Source organism: Pseudotabrizicola algicola (assembly GCF_010915705.1).
GTDB classification, from domain to species: Bacteria; Pseudomonadota; Alphaproteobacteria; order Rhodobacterales; family Rhodobacteraceae; genus Pseudotabrizicola; species Pseudotabrizicola algicola.
The window spans coordinates 40,524-55,280 of the sequence record NZ_JAAIKE010000008.1 but is presented as its reverse complement, the minus strand read 5'-3'; the positions used below and the strand labels follow the sequence as shown (position 1 = coordinate 55,280).

The following is a 14,757-nucleotide window of genomic DNA, read 5'->3' as shown; positions in this document are numbered from 1 at the left end:
GGCATGGTGTCACGTCCCCGGCACGGATTGTCTCTCTGCGCAGGCGGCGGAGGCCTGGATATGGGCCTCATGCTCGCCGAGCCCGGCTATCACACCCGCGCCTTTGTCGAATGGGAGGACTGGCCCCGTGCCGTCCTCATCGCCGCCCAGTGCGCGGGGTATTTCGCCCCAGCCCCGATCTGGACCGATCTGCGCAGCTTCGACGCAAGGCCTTTCCGCGGGGCTTTCGACACGGTGCTTGCCGGATATCCCTGCCAGCCCTTCAGCGCGGCCGGAAAGCGCGGTGGAACCGGCGACCCCCGCCATCTCTGGCCCGAGGTCGCCCGGGTCATCTTTGAGCTCCGCCCCGAATGGGTGTTCCTGGAAAACGTCGCCGGGCACGTCACCCTCGGGCTCGAGACCGTCCTGCGAGAGCTTTGGGGACTGGGCTACACGCCTGCGGCGGGTCTGTTCAGCGCGGCTGAAGTCGGTGCGCCGCACCAGCGGTTGCGAATCTTCATCCTGGCCCACACCGATGAGCCTGCACCCCGGAACGGCCAGCTACAACCCGGCCGGGAACAGCGACTTCACCCGGAAGGCCGAGGCGCTGGCGCTGGGCATCACCAGCTGGTCGACGCCCAAGGCGACGGATGGCGCGAAGGGCGGGCCCGGGCAGAGCTATGGCTCGGGCGGGACGCCACCCCTGCCCGCGCAGGCAGCGCAATGGCCGACGCCAGCCGCGCAGAACTGGAAGGGCAGTTCGGAGGCAAGCATCACCCGCACCGACGGAAAGTCCCGGATGGACATCCTGCACTACCGGGCGGAGCAGGGCTTCACCCGCCCGGACCCGGCGACCACGATGCATGGCGCGCGATCCTCGCCGCACGCCCCGATCTCGCGCCCGCTCTGGGCTTCGATGATTGCCTCGCATGGGCGCGCCACCTCGCGACGGATCCTGAAGGGCCGGTCGCGGCGGCGGCTGAACCCGCTCTTCGTCGGATGGCTGATGGGCTGGCCCATCGGGCACGCGCTCTGCGCCTGCTCGGCAACGGAGTTCACCCTCTGGCAGCAGCACATGCGTGGCGCTCTCTCGCAGCTGCCCATGGCCTCGGGCCCGTGGATCTGGCGGCCGACGGAGGCCGCCCAACGCCCGGCGCAGATGGATTTCCTTGAAGGATTGAAGCCATGAGCGTCCAGGGGCGGATCGGGCGCGCGGGCGGCACCAAGATCAAGCGCGCGCTGGGCGTGCAGGCGGCGCTGGAATGGGCGTTTCGGGTCGAGAAGGCGCAGCTGGAGCTTCCGCTGCCCCAGGACGTGACCGAGGAAGGCTTCGGCTTTGGTCTCGAATACGTCCTCCTTCAACGCGCCGCGCTGGGCTGCAAGATCGATGGCGGCCAGCACAAGATCGGCGGCTATACCCACGAGGACGCCGAGGTGATCGCCGCCACCGTCGCCGGGCTCCCCGACAGCCTCGGTGGCAAACGCATGGCGATCCGCGTGGCGGAACTGGCCCGCGCCGGGCTGACGCCGGACTGGCTGCCGGGTGCAGTGTCGCGCTGTGTCCCCGTGGACATCAAGCGCAACCGGCATGGTGACCGCGCCGTTAGCGTCGTAGTCGGCACCGAGCGCGTACTGCTGAGAGGGAAGTGGCGGAGCGTGGAGGTTCGAGCCTGTCCGGTGACGTTCAAGCCGGATCCCGGCCAAATCGAAGCCGCGCGGCGCGGCTACCAGGCTTGGTGGTGTGCGTTGGGATGGGTCCGGGACGGGCTGATCGCTGGCGGGATGCTGCGAGAAGTCGGTGTGACGCCCGCGATGCCGAAGGCCGCGCCGTGGGAGCAGAGATGAAAACAGTCGGGCTAGGCGGCGAGCGCGCGCGGCCGCAGGGTCGTTCTCCTCATCGTCACGCGGGCCAAAATCGAAGCACTGCAGAGCGCGGAGGACTTTGCCGTACTGGTTCGCGACAAGATAATGGCCCACAGCCTCAACGCGCCATTCTCCAAGATCGATGCGGCGGCGCGGATCGCGGGAAGGCTGGTCCAGCACCGGAACCTAAGCCAGCGAGCTGTCGGACCACAGTTAAACGGCATCCCTACTCACGGCGAGCATTTTGCCCGGCCGAGGGACAATGATGGCTCCGACCACCATATCCAGCTTGACGAGCCCCGACACCAGCTTGGCGTGATCCTCGGTGCGGGCGCTGTCATCCCATATGAACGGAATAAGCGATGTCCAACGCGGGTCGGTCTTGTAGAGACCGACGTCAGTCGCGATTTCGTCGATCATCTTTTGCATGGCGACGCCGGGTCGCAGAAATTTGACCTCGACGACGGTGCCAATGCTGGGGATGCTTAGATCGAGGCGAGGATTTTTCTGGCCGATCGGAGGAAGGGTCTCTTCGTCGTTGAGATCGCAGAACAGCGGCGCAAGAACCGCGTAGAGCAGGTTTTGAACATGATATTCGTTCTGGATCTCCCAACGAACCGCCGACGAGGTTGTCGTGCGGGGCTTGGTTTCCCAAGTCCAGCGACGGAACGAACGCGAGACGCCTTCTAGCACACGTACCACGTCAGAGGGCTCAAGCTTGCCCGTCCGCGCGGGAATGCTGTGTTCGGCAACAAGGTCGAACGCCTTGAGTTTGAGGCGTGCCTGCACCTCCCCACCCGTGTTCGCGACCGCCGTCCGTAGTGCCGACCATGCGGCAGCATAGGTCGTCTCGGGCACAGTAATGCCCGCAAATCCACCGAAAACGACCCGCAATTCCGGCTCGATTTCGCTCTGGTCGAGCTTGCCGGGCGCGTCCATCAAATGCGCCCCTACTATAAAGAGGGAGCGATCGATCGGGTCGAGCGGGAGCGTGGACGCCGACCGGGTAAGAAGATGGGAGAACCAGTCCGGACACCTTGGTGCCAGGCGGGAGAAGGCCAGTGCGATACCCAGTGCCGCCACGCCATCCGCCTCGAGCGTCATCGGCCGTTGCGAGTGAAACCACGATCGCTGCCCCAGCCAGTCGAGTCCCTGCTGCAGGCTTGGTGCCAGGTTGCGCCCATGGCTTGCGAAACCGAGTGCCGCAACATCGCGAGCGGAGCGGCGGCCGGCGTTGTCTAGATTTCCAGTCGCCGTCGATTCGATGGTTTCCCAGCTATCGGCGGTCCCGCTTGCCAACCATTGCGCCAGTGCCCGGTGATGAAGGGGCGCATCGGGCGGCAGGATTGATGCCGCCACCAAGCCGGCGCGGAGTTCAGCCAGTCCGGGTCCCATCATAGAAACCACGGCCGCCGCATGATGCGGCTCACCGCGGCATCGTCGCTATCCCACCCCGGCGTCATCTCCAGCCCGGCGAGTTGCTTGGCGATCTCGTCGGCATACAGGAGGGTGATCGGGACCCGCGCGCCACCGAAGGTACGCCACGAATGGCATCCAAAATCCGCGACCTGCTTGGCAAGGGTCCGCATGTCGCGAAACGTCGAGCGATCGTGCAAGCGCAGAAGCACAGGGTCGGGTAGGCCCTGAAACTGGGCGTTGATTTGTTCGCGTCCGGTCAGCGACACAAGCCATTCATGGCTGCTGAGTTCGACAGCCTGGCCGCGCTTTGGCCCATAGGCGCCACGTCCCTTGTCCATCGCCTGGTCGAACACGGTGAAAGGATGGTCTTCGGCGATGTGGAGGAATGCGACCGACACGCGGTTGAGGCCAAGCCCTTCGACGGCGTCGATAACCGCATCCGCGGTCTCGCGGCGCATTTGAATAAAGGCATGGAAGACGAGGCGAACCGCGTCGCTCGCGCGCCAAGCCTCGTCACGCCTGACTCGCTCGATCGCTTCCACTAACAGAGTGCGCAGCGCCGTGGGATAGTCTTCGAACGCGACAGCACCAGTGCGAGCATCGAGAAGATAGTGGCCTTGGCTCGAAAATACGGTGGTAATGCCGACGACGCGTTCGCCGGCACCGCGCCGCCCGTCCTTGCGCGTATGGGAGCCGAGTCCGAAGACAAGTTCGTGATCGGTGGACGGCCGTGACTGAAGCAGCCAAGGCGTACCACCGAGCTTTGCGTAGCTCGCGAGGCTCGCATTGGCGAGTGCGCAGGCATATTCAAACTTGCCCATCTCAAGCATTTCGACAGAGAGCGCCTGAACCGGCACGTCACGCTTCAAGAAGGTCGCCTTGGCGGTCCAATACGGACTGTCGCTGGAAAGGCGCTCCTTCCACGAACGGCGAACCTGGAGGACACCGAGATCCCAAGGCTGTCCGGTTTCTGCTGCCGACGCGAGCGCGGCGCGCGCGGCTGTGGTATAGCTGGCCGCGCTATCGGCCGTCGCCTCAAAGAATTCGACCTGCGCCCGTTGGAGCTTGTAGCGCCCGAGAAGGCCGGTCTCATGGGGCTTGAGGCCATTTCGGTTCTCTGCGTCCGGCACGCCGTTGAGCAGGTCGGCAATCGCTGCGGAGACTTTGCCGCGTTCGCGCGCTTCACAAACGACCGCAATCCGCGGCCGCTTGTTCTCAAAGCTGGAGCTGTCGTAGGGGCCGTGCCGATCAAGGCCGCCTTGCGGCCAGCTCATCGTGCCCGATCCGCTCGGGTCGAAGGAAAGCCTAGCCTTCTCAAAGACCTCGACGAACGGAAATGGCTGATCGGAGCCTTGCGCCAGGACGGCGCCGAACTCCAGCGGTACACCCCACGCGACTTCGAGCCGCTGGCGGCTCAACCAGATCAAGGTTTTCTGGATGCTGTCGAGCTGCCGTTTGCCCTTCCGGAGCTCCCCTTCGGCTTCTTGTATCTGTCGCAAGCTTCGCTCTGCCCCGTCGGACTTGAGTGCCTCGACCACCGCTCGGAAGTTTCGCAAACTCGGCTCGAAATAGGCGGAATCCTTTCGGATCCGATCGGGGCCATCGCCATGGTCGTCGAGCAACAGTTCGTCACCATCAACGCCCTTGATCCGCCCAGCCAGTCGCAATTGTTCGGCCAGCTGCTGATCGTGGCTCGGCGCCCAAGCCGAGACATACCGCCCTAGCAGAGTGACGTTAGCCGTGGCAAGCGCCGCGCAAGTGCGATCGATCACGGGGCGAAAACGTTCGGCGCAGGTGAGAACGACATAGTCGTCGTGCGCGCTGGCCGAGAGCGTGCGGGTTTCGAAGACTAGGGTTCGGCGCTTCTGCATCCAATCGGGAAGGCCGGCCGAAGCAGGAATAATGTTCTTCTGCTTGATTGACTCGACCGTAGGGGGTCTGCGGCGGGTTACGCGATAGCCGCCCGGCATTGTCTTGAGGTGCCTAAATACTGCTTCGCGCGCAAGGGTGGAAAAGAGGCGGATGTTCACTCGAGGGTCGAGCTGCTCGCGAGGCCCTGGCAGTTCAGCATTCTCAGTCAGGGGGACGACTGCCATGCGTTTGTCATCCAGGCGGGTCGCGTAGACGTCGCGAGGCTCGCGGTCGAGAAGCATGTGCAGCTGCTCGCGGTCATAGGGGACGATGGCAACCGGAATTGGTACGGTCGGTGTGACGAGCGCGATTGCGTTCAAAGCGACCGTAGGCAGTGGATCCGGATGGTTTCGAAAGGACATTTAGCAGGGCACTCGAAAGGAAGAGGGTTAGCGAGATAGTATCCTAGTTACCGGTCGAGTCGACAGCGTTCGGCAGATGTAAGCAACGCTGTAGATTGGGGATCCGCCTCGGCATGGCTGGGTGGCCTCAAGACGAGGAGGCGACAGACCGACGCACAGCCATATCCATCAGCCATGCTGAGGATCGAATGCGAACCGCTTTCCCGACGACGCGGCGTGGTCTACATGCACCTGTGGCTCGCTCGCGAACCGGCCCCACTCAGCCAGAGCGGTTGTGCGGCGTGGGCTTGGGGAGCGGCAGCTCAGGGCCGGGTGCGTCGCCCCTTTCCCCCCTCCCATGGTTCCTCCCGGGCTCGATCCGTATACGGGGGGGCTGAGCGCGGCAGTTTTCCAGCGTCTGGCCTTTTCGCCGGGGAATCCACCTGGAAGCCACCATCGCCCGCGCGCCTGAAATCTTGACTCATCTTCAAACACTTACGGGGCAGCCCGCGCTCGCCTAGTGGATTCCGGCGGGAATCCAGCGAAGCCACCCAGCGGAAGCCACTGGCCACCGAAGCCACCTCTCGGAGCCACCCGCGCGGCGTTGAGCACGAAAGCGTTGATTCTATGCGCAAAAATGGATTGACATTCCTAGCCCCCTTGACCTACCCCTTGATCATCGAAGAATTGCGCCGGGAGGAACCCCCTCGCGGGCGCTTTTCATTTCCCCTCCCCCACATCCCGAGCCCCATCCCATGGACCTCGTCTTCGCGCCGAGCCAGGTTGAATCCTGGCCGATCGCCCGGCTGCGCCCCTATGCCCGCAATGCCAAGATGCATGGCGACGATCAGGTGGCCAAGATCGCCGCCAGCATGGCCAAGTTCGGATGGACCGTGCCCTGCATGGTGGCCGACGATGGCGAGCTGATCGCGGGCCATGGCCGGGTGCTGGCTGCGACCATGCTCGGGCTTACCGAGGTGCCGGTGATCCGGCTCAGCCATCTCGACGAGGCAGAACGGCGGGCGTACCGGATCGCCGACAACAAGCTGACGGAACTGGGCGAATGGGACGAGGCCCTGCTGCGCGACGAGATCGCGGGGCTGCTGGCGGAAGATTTCGACCTGACGTTGCTCGGCATCAGCGACGATGACCTCGACGCGCTGCTGCGGGATCCCGAGGCGCTGAGCGGCAATGGCCCGGTCGAGGGCGAGGACGATGTGCCTGATCTGCCGGTCACGCCGGTGTCGGTCGTCGGCGACCTGTGGCAGCTGGGATCGCACCGGCTGATCTGCGGTGACAGCACCGCGGCGGATGTGGTCGGGCGGCTGCTCGGTGATGTGAAGCCGCTGCTGATGGTGACCGATCCGCCCTACGGCGTTGAGTATGACCCCTCCTGGCGCAATCAGGCGGGCGCGGCCAAGACGAAACGCACCGGAAAGGTGCTGAACGACGACCGGGCAGACTGGCGCGAGGCCTGGGCGCTGTTCCCCGGCGACGTGGCCTATGTCTGGCATGGGGCGCTGCATGCCGCGACCGTAGCCGACAGCTTGACCGCAGCAGGTTTCGCCATCCGGTCGCAGATCATCTGGGCCAAGGACCGGCTGGTCCTCAGCCGCGGCGATTACCACTGGCAGCACGAACCCTGCTGGTATGCCGTACGCGCCAAGGGCAAGGGCCACTGGGCAGGCGACCGCAAGCAGACAACGCTCTGGGCGATCACCAACCGGGATCAGGATGCGGACACCGTGCATGGCACCCAAAAACCGGTCGAATGCATGCGGCGCCCGATCCTGAACAACTCCAGCCCCGGTCAGGCGGTCTATGAACCCTTCATGGGATCCGGCACCACGCTGATCGCGGCCGAAACCACCGGCCGGGTCTGCCTCGGCGTGGAACTGAACCCGGCCTATATCGATGTCGCCATCGAGCGCTGGCAATCGTTCACTGGCGAGGACGCCATTCTGGCGGAAACCGGCGAGACATTCGCCGCCCTGAAAGCCAGGCGGCTGGCGGCATGACGCAGCTTCTGCGCCCGAGCCAGATCGCGTTCTGGCCTCTGGATCGGCTGAAACCCTATGCCCGCAATGCGAAAACCCACGATGCCGACCAGGTCGCGAAGATCGCCGCCAGCATGGCCGAATTCGGCTGGACCGTCCCTTGCCTCGTCGCAGGCGACGGTGAGCTGATCGCAGGCCATGGCCGCGTCCTGGCCGCCGCACAGCTCGGGCTGGCCGAGGCGCCGGTCATCGTGCTGGACCATCTGACCGAGGCGCAGCGCCGGGCATATCGGATCGCAGACAACAAACTGACCGAGATGGGCGGCTGGGATGAGGCGCTGCTGCTCGAGGAACTGCGGGGCCTGATGGCGGAGGACTTCGACCTCGGGCTGATCGGCATCCCGGAGGACGAGCTGGACGCGCTGTTGCACGATGCCGACGACCGCGCGCCCATCGATGATGACACCGCCGATACCATCCCCGAGGCCCCGCTCGAGCCGATCACGCGACTTGGCGACATCTGGGCGCTGGGCGACCATCGCCTGATCTGCGGCGATGCGACCGACCCGGCCGTGTTCGCGCGGCTGATGGACGGGGCGCAGGCGTCGCTACTGTTCACCTCGCCACCCTATGCGCAGCAGCGCGACTATGGCGCAGCGAAGAAGAAACTCGGCGATTGGGATGCACTGATGCAGGGTGTGTTCGCCGCAGCACCCGTCACTGCCGATGCCCAGCTGCTGGTGAACCTCGGCCTTGTGCATCGCGATGGCGAGTGGATCCCTTATTGGGAGGACTGGCTCGACTGGATGCGCGCGCAGGGCTGGCGGCGCTTCGGCTGGTATGTCTGGGATCAGGGGCCCGGCCTTCCGGGCGACTGGAACGGGAGGCTGGCGCCCTCGCACGAGTTCATCTTCCACTTCAACCTCCAGCCCCGGAAGCCGAACAAGACGGTCGCGAGCAAGCACGCGGGCGAAACCCTCGGCGGCGGCGGTTTGCGCGGAGCCGACGGCACGGTCCACCGCAAGACCGGCTTCGGCAACGCGATCCAGAGCCACCGCATTCCGGACAGCGTCTTTCGCATCATGCGGCACAAAGGGGGCTTGGGCGCTGCCGGATCGCACCCGGCTGTGTTCCCGGTGGCACTGGTCGAGGCAGTGCTGGAGGCATTCACCGATCCCGGCGACCTGGTGTTCGAGCCTTTCTGCGGCTCCGGCACCCAGCTGATCGCCGCAGAACGCACCGGGCGGCGCTGCTCTGCGGTGGAACTGGATCCGGTTTATTGCGACGTCGCCGTGCGGCGGTGGGAGTTGGCGACGGGGCGGACGGCCGGTCGCATCGTCAAAGAGGAGGAAGCGCAGAAGCCTGCGCGCCGGCCGAGGAAGCGGGCATGACGCAGTCGCGCCGCATGTCGCTGATCGAGGCCATTACCAATGTTGCCGTGGGCTACGCGCTGGCGGTCGTCACGCAGATCGTGGCGTTCCCATGGTTCGACCTGCATCCCAGTCTCGGCGAGAACCTCGCGCTGGGCGGGGTCTTCGTCGGCATCTCGCTCCTGCGCAGCTATGCGCTGCGCAGGCTGTTCGAGCGCTGGCGATAACGGTGGGGATCATGCCGCATCAAGTTTGTACACGGTGCCGCGCTGGTCGATCTTCCTGGCGGTGATCGGCAGGCCTAGTTTCTTCTTGAGTCCGCCGGAGATCAGGCCACGCACGCTGTGTGCAAGCCAGCCCGTCGCCTCGACGATCTCGGCGATCGACGCGCCCTCGGGCCGCTGCAGGAGCGCGATGATCTGCGCCTGCTTCGTGCCGGCGCGGATGGCGACAGGCTTTGGTTGGCCGGGGGCCTCGGTCGTCGGTGTGGGTTCCGCGTCCGGCTGTGGATTCGCCTTCCGCACGCTGGCGACGGCGCTGGCCGCGACCGGCTCGATCCCGATGGCTTCCAGCCCGGCTTCGGTGGCGATCAGCGTGGTGCCATGGCCATCCCCGGTCTCGCGCCAGAGCGGCTCGCCACGGCGCAGGTCGGCATCGACCTCTTCCAGCCAGCCGCGCGTGATCATCGCGGTGACGGCCTTCTGCGCGGCGGCGCCGTGCAGGCCTTCGGGCAGCGGCATCGCCAGATTGCCGGGGCGCGAGGCCGCGCGGCTGAGGATGAGGCTCTGGGTGTCGGTGAGTTTCGGCATGGGTCGTCTCCATGGTCAGGGCCGCGATCATCGCCGGCCTTCCACGACCCCAGGCCGCGCTGGCGCGTGGCAGGAGTTCCGGCGGTTCCGGAGATCAGCGGGCGTGTTCGCCCTCGCCGAAAGCGCTGTCGGTGATGCGCTTCAGGAGGCTGGCGTAGTGCTCAAGCGTGCCGACCATGGCCCAGCCGACCTCGTCAGGGTGGCAGTTGAAATGGTCGTCGCTGAGCGCCTGCAGGCGGGCGAGCATCTCGTCGATTTCGGCCTTCTTGCCGATGAAGGCGTTCAGCGCGGCTTCGCGGTTGCGGCGCGCCTTCTCGGCGCGGAGTTCGTGGCGCGGGGTGGTGATCGGGTTGAGGCGGGTCATCGGGGTGGCTCCATGGTGAGTTGCATCGTTTCCGTGCGACAACCATCGCTCCGGTGCGGCGATTATCGTAGGTAAATCTGAGCAATATCAGTGCTTTCTGATCATTCTATCCGATCCGGATCGATCATCGCCGCCTGTTCCGCCTCAAAGCGCTGGGCGGCATCGGGGGGATCACGGCGGGCGTTGACCATGGCCACGAACAGCGTGCGGGCAACGGCGGCGACTTCATCCGCTCCGGCGCTGGTCAGGTCCGCATCGTGGATGGCAATGGCCTCGCCCAGATCAGTGAGCGCATAGAGCGTGGCGAACTCGGCCTCGGACGGATCGCAAGTTTCGGTGTCACGGTCGTCGGGGCTGATCGCCACGCTGCGGCAGAAGCGCAGATCGAAGCCGATGGCACAGTTGCGACGCACAACGCCGTGGAGGGTTTCGCCTTCGGAGAGGCAGTTGAAGGATTGCGTCATAATGGGAGCTCCTCGGGCTGCGCGGCCTCGGGATCCAGTTCGACCCATGCCCCGTCCTGCCAGACATAGAGATGGCACAGCTCGCGCGTGGGGCGCGGCAGGATCGTGGGCTCGCGGGGCGGATCGAAGCAGTCGAGCTCGTCGGCCCGCACCTGCCGGATTTCCTTTGCCCCGAGGATGTCCTCGGGCGTCCACGAGGCCAGCGCGGGCAGCATGTGCGAGGGATAGCCGTCGTAGTGGCAGTACACATGGGCCCATTCTTCGGGCCCAAGCTGGATGGCGATCTGTGCGCGCGTGCTCATCCTCGCCCTCCTCAGATCAGCTGCAAGCTGGCCAGCATCGTGCTGGCAGCGGCGAGCTGGCCGGTCGGCAGCTCGATCTTGATGTGCGAGATGACGTCCGAAGCCTCGGCCATGATACCCTCGTCGCGCAACGCGGCCTCGATCATGCGGGCGGCGGCGTCGGGGCCCTTGAGGTTCAGCGGGTCCGGCAGCGCGGCGTGATCGATGCGGATGGTGGTGATGGTGGTCATGGTTGGATCCTTTCAGGGTTGGGTTTCAGAGGGAGCGGTTGCTGCGCCTGCGCGGCGTCCGGCCTCGAAGGCCTCCTCGAGCGCGGCGCGGATGGCCCAGACGGCGACGTCGTGGAAATCCAGCCGGTCCCAGTTGCGGGTCTCGAGCGTCTCGAGGTGGAACTGGCGCTGGGCGATCTCGAGAAGCTGGGCGTCGCGCTGGGCGGTCGGGTCGGAGTTCTTGCGGCGCGCCATGGTCAGTCCTCCCAGCGGTGTTCGGGGTGGGTCGTCCGCGCGCGGGCTTCCTCGCGCATCATTTCCTGGGCCTTGGCCATCTCGACCATCCCGTCCGCCTGGCTCATCCGCCCGGACATCACTTCGTCCATCACCCAGTTCACCCGCTCCTGCGCGGGGCTCGTGTGGTTGCGCCACCCTTCGCTCATCGAGCTGTGCCCCATTCTCTCCTGTGCGCGCATGGCTGGCTCCGATCCTCGTCCAAGGGGTGCGATGCACCCGTTTCGTTGGGATAAGACTCGCTCTATCCGGGAGTGTAATCAACTGAATAAGAAGCGTATTTCTGTTTAATTCCAATATCTTAAGGATCACCGCAGCGCCATGGAAGGTATGTCCGAACGCGCCTATGCCGCCCATTCCGGCCTCTCGCGCGGGGCGGTGCAGAAGGCGCGCAAGAACGGTCGGTTGGTGCTCTTCGCCGACGGGTCGATCAACGCGGCGGCCTCGGATGCGCGTCGGGGGGCGATGACCGATCCCGATCAGCAGATGCGCTCGCGCGGCGGTGGCGAGGGAGTGATCAGCGGGCCAGGAGAGACCGCGTCCTACATCAAGGCGCGCACGCTGCTGACGGTCTATTCCGCCCAGGACAAGCAGATCGCGGTCCAGAAGAAGAAGGGCGTGCTGGTCGACCGCGCACGCGCCGAGACGCTGGTGTTCCGCCTCGCGCGCCAGGAGCGCGATACATGGGTCACCTGGCCCACCCGCGTGGCCGCGCTGATGGCCGCGCAATTGTCCGCAGAGATGGAGAAGGCATCGGGGGTGCCCGTTACGATCGAGACTGCGATCCTGCAAAGGGTGCTGGAAACCCATGTCCGAGAGCAGCTCGACGCCCTCGCAGACCTCCGGGTCTCGCTTGCATGAAGGAGACAGTAATCACGACCTGACCGAGGGGCTCGACCTCGGCTTCGACGGGGCCGAGGACGTCCTGCGCGCCTGGCGGCGGGGCATGCGGCCGGACGCCGATCTGACGGTGTCGGAATGGGCCGATGCGCATCGCTGGCTGTCATCGCGCGCCTCGGCCGAGCCCGGGCGGTATCGCACCGCGCGCACGCCCTATCTGCGCGCCATCATGGATGCGCTCTCGCCCGGTCATCCCGCCCAGCGCATCTCCTTCATGAAGGCCGCGCAGGTCGGCGCGACCGAGGCCGGGAACAACTGGATCGGCTTTGTCATCCACCATGCACCGGGGCCGATGCTGGCGGTGCTGCCGACCGTCGAGATGGCCAAGCGGACCTCGCGCGGCCGGATCGACCCGCTGATCGAGGACAGCCCGGCACTGAAGGAACGGGTCAGCCCCGCCCGCTCACGCGACGCGGGCAATTCGATGCTGTCCAAGGAATTCCCCGGCGGCATCCTGGTCCTGACCGGCGCGAACTCGGCCACCGGCCTGCGGTCGATGCCCGCGCGCTATGTGTTTCTGGACGAGGTCGATGCCTATCCGGCCTCGGCCGACGAGGAAGGTGATCCGGTCACGCTGGCCGAGGCCCGGACCACCACCTTCGCGCACCGGCGCAAGGTGTTCATGGTCTCGACCCCGACCATCCGGGGGCTGTCACGCATCGAGCGGGAGTTCGAGGCCAGCGACCAGCGGCGCTATTTCGTGCCCTGTCCGCATTGTGGCCACAGGCAATGGCTGCAGTTCGAGCGGCTGCGCTGGGCGAAGGGGAGGCCTGAGACCGCCGCTTATCATTGCGCGGGCTGCGAACGCGCCATCGCAGAGCACCACAAGACGGAAATGCTGGCGCGGGGCGAGTGGCGGGCGACGGCGACCAGTGCGGATCCGAATGCGATCGGGTTCCATCTGTCCGCGCTCTATTCGCCGATCGGCTGGAAGAGCTGGGAGCAGATTGCGCGCGACTGGCTGGCCGCCCAGGGCTCGGACGAAATGCTGCGCGCAGCGCGCAACACGCTCCTGGGCGAGACCTGGATCGAAAGCGGCGAGGCGCCGGAATGGCAGCGGCTGGCTGATCGGCGCATCGCCTTCCCGGCGCAGATCCCCGCAGGCGGGCTCTTCCTGACCGCAGGCGCCGATGTGCAGAAGGACCGGATCGAGGTCGATGTCTGGGCCTGGGGCCGCGGGCTGGAAAGCTGGCTCGTGGATCACATAGTGATCCCGGGCGGGCCGGATGATCCCGCCTGCTGGGACAGGCTGACCGCACTGCTGGGCCAGACATGGGCGCATGAGAATGGCGCGTTCATGACGCTGGCGAAGCTCGCGATCGACACCGGCTACGAGTCCGCCGCCGTTTATGCCTGGTCCCGCAAGCAGGGCATCGCGCAGGTGACGCCCGTGAAGGGCCTCGAGGGGTTCAACCGGGCCACGCCCGTGTCGGGGCCGACCTTCGTGGATGCGACCGTGAATGGCCGCAAACTCAAGCGCGGGGCGCGGCTCTGGACGGTGGCCACAGCCACCTTCAAGGCCGAGACCTATCGCTATCTGCGGATCGATCGACCGTCCGAGCCGGACGCGCCGACACCGGCCGGCACGATCCACCTGCCCGACTGGGCCGACAGCGAATGGCTGAAACAGCTGGTCGCCGAACAGCTGGTCACGATCCGCGACCGGCGCGGCTATGCCCGCCAGGAATGGCAGAAGCTGCGCGAGCGGAACGAGGCGCTCGACGCGCGGGTCTATGCACGCGCCGCCGCGTGGATCCTCGGCGCCGACCGCTTCGACGAGCGCATGTGGCGGCAGCTTGAGAAGCAGGCCGGCATCGACAGTGCGGCCATAGCTGCTGCCCCGCTCGAGCAAACGAAACCTGATGCGCCAGAAGCCGGGCGCATCACCGCCCCGCGGCGGCGCGGCTGGAAGATCAGCACGCCCCGATACATGGAGTGATCAGAAGCCAGAGAAGACCATGTCGAGGGCACCCCGGATCTCGTAGTCGAACCGCGACAGGTCCGCGACGGGCGGCGCCTTGAGCAGGGCCGAGGGGATCGCGGCCATTTCGGTCGTGTGCAGGACATGCGCGGCGCCCTCGATCTCGAAGACCGGCTCGAGCCGCCCGATGGCCTTCGGCCCCGAGGCGGCGGGCACCAGCGGCGCGACCACCCGGGTGCCAGTCTCGATCAGATCGGTCTGGAGGTCGAGCACCAGCCGGCCGCCCGGCACGCGATAGACGTGGAACTGCGCCATCAGTCCAGCTTCAGGATCTGGAGATCAGCGAGAGGGGTGCCGTTGGCCTCGATCCAGGCGCGGCGCTCGGCAATCGCCTCGGCATTCTCGTGCGCCCAGGCCTCGGCCTTCGCCACACGCACGGCCTCGGCCAGCGCGGCATCGCTGATCGCGGAGACATTCAGCCCCAGCTCGCGCGCGGCGGCGAGATTGGAGGCGGTCAGCGAGACATTCGTGCGCTGCTTCTCGGTGGTGCTCTGCGGCATCAGGCCCTCCATTCGACACAACCATAATACACACGATGCGTGTTCACAACAAGC

The 14,757-nt window shown here is 66.0% G+C and carries 18 protein-coding genes and 1 pseudogene; 8 read left to right on the top strand and 11 right to left on the bottom strand.

The window, feature by feature from the left end; translation table 11 throughout:
* Nucleotides 1–3: 3 nt before the first annotated feature.
* The 3 genes and pseudogenes from G3572_RS22385 to G3572_RS18400 form a co-directional block, all read left to right on the top strand.
* Nucleotides 4–462 (top strand): annotated as a pseudogene (locus G3572_RS22385) (DNA cytosine methyltransferase); the annotation flags it as partial.
* Between the two features lie 52 nt (nt 463–514).
* On the top strand, nt 515–1,168 hold the full coding sequence (locus G3572_RS22175; protein WP_240335630.1) for a DNA methyltransferase: 654 nt from the start codon (nt 515–517) through the stop codon (nt 1,166–1,168).
* Complete coding sequence (locus tag G3572_RS18400) at nt 1,165–1,824, top strand: hypothetical protein (protein ID WP_164614631.1); 660 nt, start codon at nt 1,165–1,167, stop codon at nt 1,822–1,824. The genes G3572_RS22175 and G3572_RS18400 overlap by 4 nt, the downstream gene beginning before the upstream one ends.
* A 231-nt stretch (nt 1,825–2,055) precedes the next feature.
* Here the strand turns inward: G3572_RS18400 and G3572_RS18395 are convergent, their stop codons facing one another.
* On the bottom strand, nt 2,056–3,240 hold the full coding sequence (locus tag G3572_RS18395) for a PD-(D/E)XK nuclease domain-containing protein (protein ID WP_240335633.1): 1,185 nt from the start codon (nt 3,238–3,240) through the stop codon (nt 2,056–2,058).
* Entirely contained in the window at nt 3,237–5,534 is a 2,298-nt protein-coding gene (locus G3572_RS18390; RefSeq protein WP_164614627.1) for an argonaute/piwi family protein, read from the bottom strand. The genes G3572_RS18395 and G3572_RS18390 overlap by 4 nt, the downstream gene beginning before the upstream one ends.
* Before the next feature lie 734 nt (nt 5,535–6,268).
* On the opposite strand from G3572_RS18390, the gene G3572_RS18385 reads away from it, so the two are divergent.
* The 3 genes from G3572_RS18385 to G3572_RS18375 are packed head-to-tail and all read left to right on the top strand — an operon-like array spanning nt 6,269 to nt 9,107.
* A complete protein-coding gene (locus G3572_RS18385) occupies nt 6,269–7,531 on the top strand; it encodes a site-specific DNA-methyltransferase (protein WP_164614625.1) in 1,263 nt (420 codons plus the stop codon).
* The gene (locus tag G3572_RS18380; protein ID WP_164614623.1) at nt 7,528–8,901 is read left to right on the top strand and encodes a site-specific DNA-methyltransferase; all 1,374 of its coding nucleotides are present in this window, start codon (nt 7,528–7,530) and stop codon (nt 8,899–8,901) included. The genes G3572_RS18385 and G3572_RS18380 overlap by 4 nt, the downstream gene beginning before the upstream one ends.
* On the top strand, nt 8,898–9,107 hold the full coding sequence (locus G3572_RS18375) for a DUF7220 family protein (RefSeq protein WP_164614621.1): 210 nt from the start codon (nt 8,898–8,900) through the stop codon (nt 9,105–9,107). Before G3572_RS18380 ends, G3572_RS18375 begins: the two co-directional genes overlap by 4 nt.
* Before the next feature lie 9 nt (nt 9,108–9,116).
* Here the strand turns inward: G3572_RS18375 and G3572_RS18370 are convergent, their stop codons facing one another.
* The 7 genes from G3572_RS18370 to G3572_RS18340 form a co-directional block, all read right to left on the bottom strand.
* Nucleotides 9,117–9,689, bottom strand: coding sequence for a DUF3489 domain-containing protein (locus G3572_RS18370; protein WP_164614619.1), 573 nt, complete (start codon nt 9,687–9,689; stop codon nt 9,117–9,119).
* 94 nt (nt 9,690–9,783) lie between these two features.
* On the bottom strand, nt 9,784–10,053 hold the full coding sequence (locus G3572_RS18365; protein ID WP_036708769.1) for a hypothetical protein: 270 nt from the start codon (nt 10,051–10,053) through the stop codon (nt 9,784–9,786).
* Nucleotides 10,054–10,154: 101 nt separating this feature from the next.
* Nucleotides 10,155–10,517 carry a hypothetical protein gene (locus G3572_RS18360; RefSeq protein WP_164614618.1) on the bottom strand — a complete coding sequence of 121 codons (363 nt, stop codon included), beginning with the start codon at nt 10,515–10,517 and terminating at the stop codon, nt 10,155–10,157.
* Nucleotides 10,514–10,819, bottom strand: coding sequence for a hypothetical protein (locus G3572_RS18355; protein WP_036708764.1), 306 nt, complete (start codon nt 10,817–10,819; stop codon nt 10,514–10,516). Before G3572_RS18355 ends, G3572_RS18360 begins: the two co-directional genes overlap by 4 nt.
* Nucleotides 10,820–10,830: 11 nt before the next feature.
* Complete coding sequence (locus G3572_RS18350; protein WP_036708761.1) at nt 10,831–11,049, bottom strand: hypothetical protein; 219 nt, start codon at nt 11,047–11,049, stop codon at nt 10,831–10,833.
* 12 nt (nt 11,050–11,061) lie between these two features.
* Complete coding sequence (locus G3572_RS18345) at nt 11,062–11,283, bottom strand: DUF6900 domain-containing protein (protein WP_036708758.1); 222 nt, start codon at nt 11,281–11,283, stop codon at nt 11,062–11,064.
* A gap of 2 nt (nt 11,284–11,285) precedes the next feature.
* Nucleotides 11,286–11,504, bottom strand: coding sequence for a hypothetical protein (locus tag G3572_RS18340; RefSeq protein ID WP_036708756.1), 219 nt, complete (start codon nt 11,502–11,504; stop codon nt 11,286–11,288).
* 139 nt (nt 11,505–11,643) lie between these two features.
* Between G3572_RS18340 and G3572_RS18335 the strand changes: the two genes are divergently transcribed.
* Nucleotides 11,644–12,183, top strand: a complete 540-nt coding sequence (locus G3572_RS18335; protein WP_036708755.1) for a hypothetical protein — start codon at nt 11,644–11,646, stop codon at nt 12,181–12,183.
* Nucleotides 12,131–14,161 (top strand): phage terminase large subunit family protein, encoded by a 2,031-nt coding sequence (locus tag G3572_RS18330; RefSeq protein WP_164614616.1) that lies wholly within the window; start codon nt 12,131–12,133, stop codon nt 14,159–14,161. The genes G3572_RS18335 and G3572_RS18330 overlap by 53 nt, the downstream gene beginning before the upstream one ends.
* Here G3572_RS18330 and G3572_RS18325 read toward each other — a convergent pair whose 3' ends face one another.
* Together G3572_RS18325 and G3572_RS18320 are read right to left on the bottom strand one after the other, a co-directional pair.
* A complete protein-coding gene (locus G3572_RS18325) occupies nt 14,162–14,458 on the bottom strand; it encodes a CcdB family protein (RefSeq protein ID WP_164614614.1) in 297 nt (98 codons plus the stop codon).
* The gene (locus G3572_RS18320) at nt 14,458–14,703 is read right to left on the bottom strand and encodes a type II toxin-antitoxin system CcdA family antitoxin (protein WP_164614612.1); all 246 of its coding nucleotides are present in this window, start codon (nt 14,701–14,703) and stop codon (nt 14,458–14,460) included. The genes G3572_RS18325 and G3572_RS18320 overlap by 1 nt, the downstream gene beginning before the upstream one ends.
* Nucleotides 14,704–14,757 lie beyond the last annotated feature (54 nt).

What these genes read in the sequence shown, in the direction of transcription:
- G3572_RS18395 (WP_240335633.1), bottom strand. Translation starts at nt 3,240, where the DNA reads ATGATGGGACCCGGACTGGCTGAACTCCGCGCCGGCTTGGTGGCGGCA.
- G3572_RS18345 (WP_036708758.1), bottom strand. Translation starts at nt 11,283, where the DNA reads ATGGCGCGCCGCAAGAACTCCGACCCGACCGCCCAGCGCGACGCCCAG.
- G3572_RS18325 (WP_164614614.1), bottom strand. Translation starts at nt 14,458, where the DNA reads ATGGCGCAGTTCCACGTCTATCGCGTGCCGGGCGGCCGGCTGGTGCTC.
- G3572_RS18320 (WP_164614612.1), bottom strand. Translation starts at nt 14,703, where the DNA reads ATGCCGCAGAGCACCACCGAGAAGCAGCGCACGAATGTCTCGCTGACC.
- G3572_RS18340 (WP_036708756.1), bottom strand. Translation starts at nt 11,504, where the DNA reads ATGCGCGCACAGGAGAGAATGGGGCACAGCTCGATGAGCGAAGGGTGG.
- G3572_RS18375 (WP_164614621.1), top strand. Translation starts at nt 8,898, where the DNA reads ATGACGCAGTCGCGCCGCATGTCGCTGATCGAGGCCATTACCAATGTT.
- G3572_RS18385 (WP_164614625.1), top strand. Translation starts at nt 6,269, where the DNA reads ATGGACCTCGTCTTCGCGCCGAGCCAGGTTGAATCCTGGCCGATCGCC.
- G3572_RS18370 (WP_164614619.1), bottom strand. Translation starts at nt 9,689, where the DNA reads ATGCCGAAACTCACCGACACCCAGAGCCTCATCCTCAGCCGCGCGGCC.
- G3572_RS18355 (WP_036708764.1), bottom strand. Translation starts at nt 10,819, where the DNA reads ATGAGCACGCGCGCACAGATCGCCATCCAGCTTGGGCCCGAAGAATGG.
- G3572_RS18335 (WP_036708755.1), top strand. Translation starts at nt 11,644, where the DNA reads ATGGAAGGTATGTCCGAACGCGCCTATGCCGCCCATTCCGGCCTCTCG.
- G3572_RS18400 (WP_164614631.1), top strand. Translation starts at nt 1,165, where the DNA reads ATGAGCGTCCAGGGGCGGATCGGGCGCGCGGGCGGCACCAAGATCAAG.
- G3572_RS18330 (WP_164614616.1), top strand. Translation starts at nt 12,131, where the DNA reads ATGTCCGAGAGCAGCTCGACGCCCTCGCAGACCTCCGGGTCTCGCTTG.
- G3572_RS18365 (WP_036708769.1), bottom strand. Translation starts at nt 10,053, where the DNA reads ATGACCCGCCTCAACCCGATCACCACCCCGCGCCACGAACTCCGCGCC.
- G3572_RS18390 (WP_164614627.1), bottom strand. Translation starts at nt 5,534, where the DNA reads ATGTCCTTTCGAAACCATCCGGATCCACTGCCTACGGTCGCTTTGAAC.
- G3572_RS18360 (WP_164614618.1), bottom strand. Translation starts at nt 10,517, where the DNA reads ATGACGCAATCCTTCAACTGCCTCTCCGAAGGCGAAACCCTCCACGGC.
- G3572_RS18350 (WP_036708761.1), bottom strand. Translation starts at nt 11,049, where the DNA reads ATGACCACCATCACCACCATCCGCATCGATCACGCCGCGCTGCCGGAC.
- G3572_RS18380 (WP_164614623.1), top strand. Translation starts at nt 7,528, where the DNA reads ATGACGCAGCTTCTGCGCCCGAGCCAGATCGCGTTCTGGCCTCTGGAT.
- G3572_RS22175 (WP_240335630.1), top strand. Translation starts at nt 515, where the DNA reads ATGAGCCTGCACCCCGGAACGGCCAGCTACAACCCGGCCGGGAACAGC.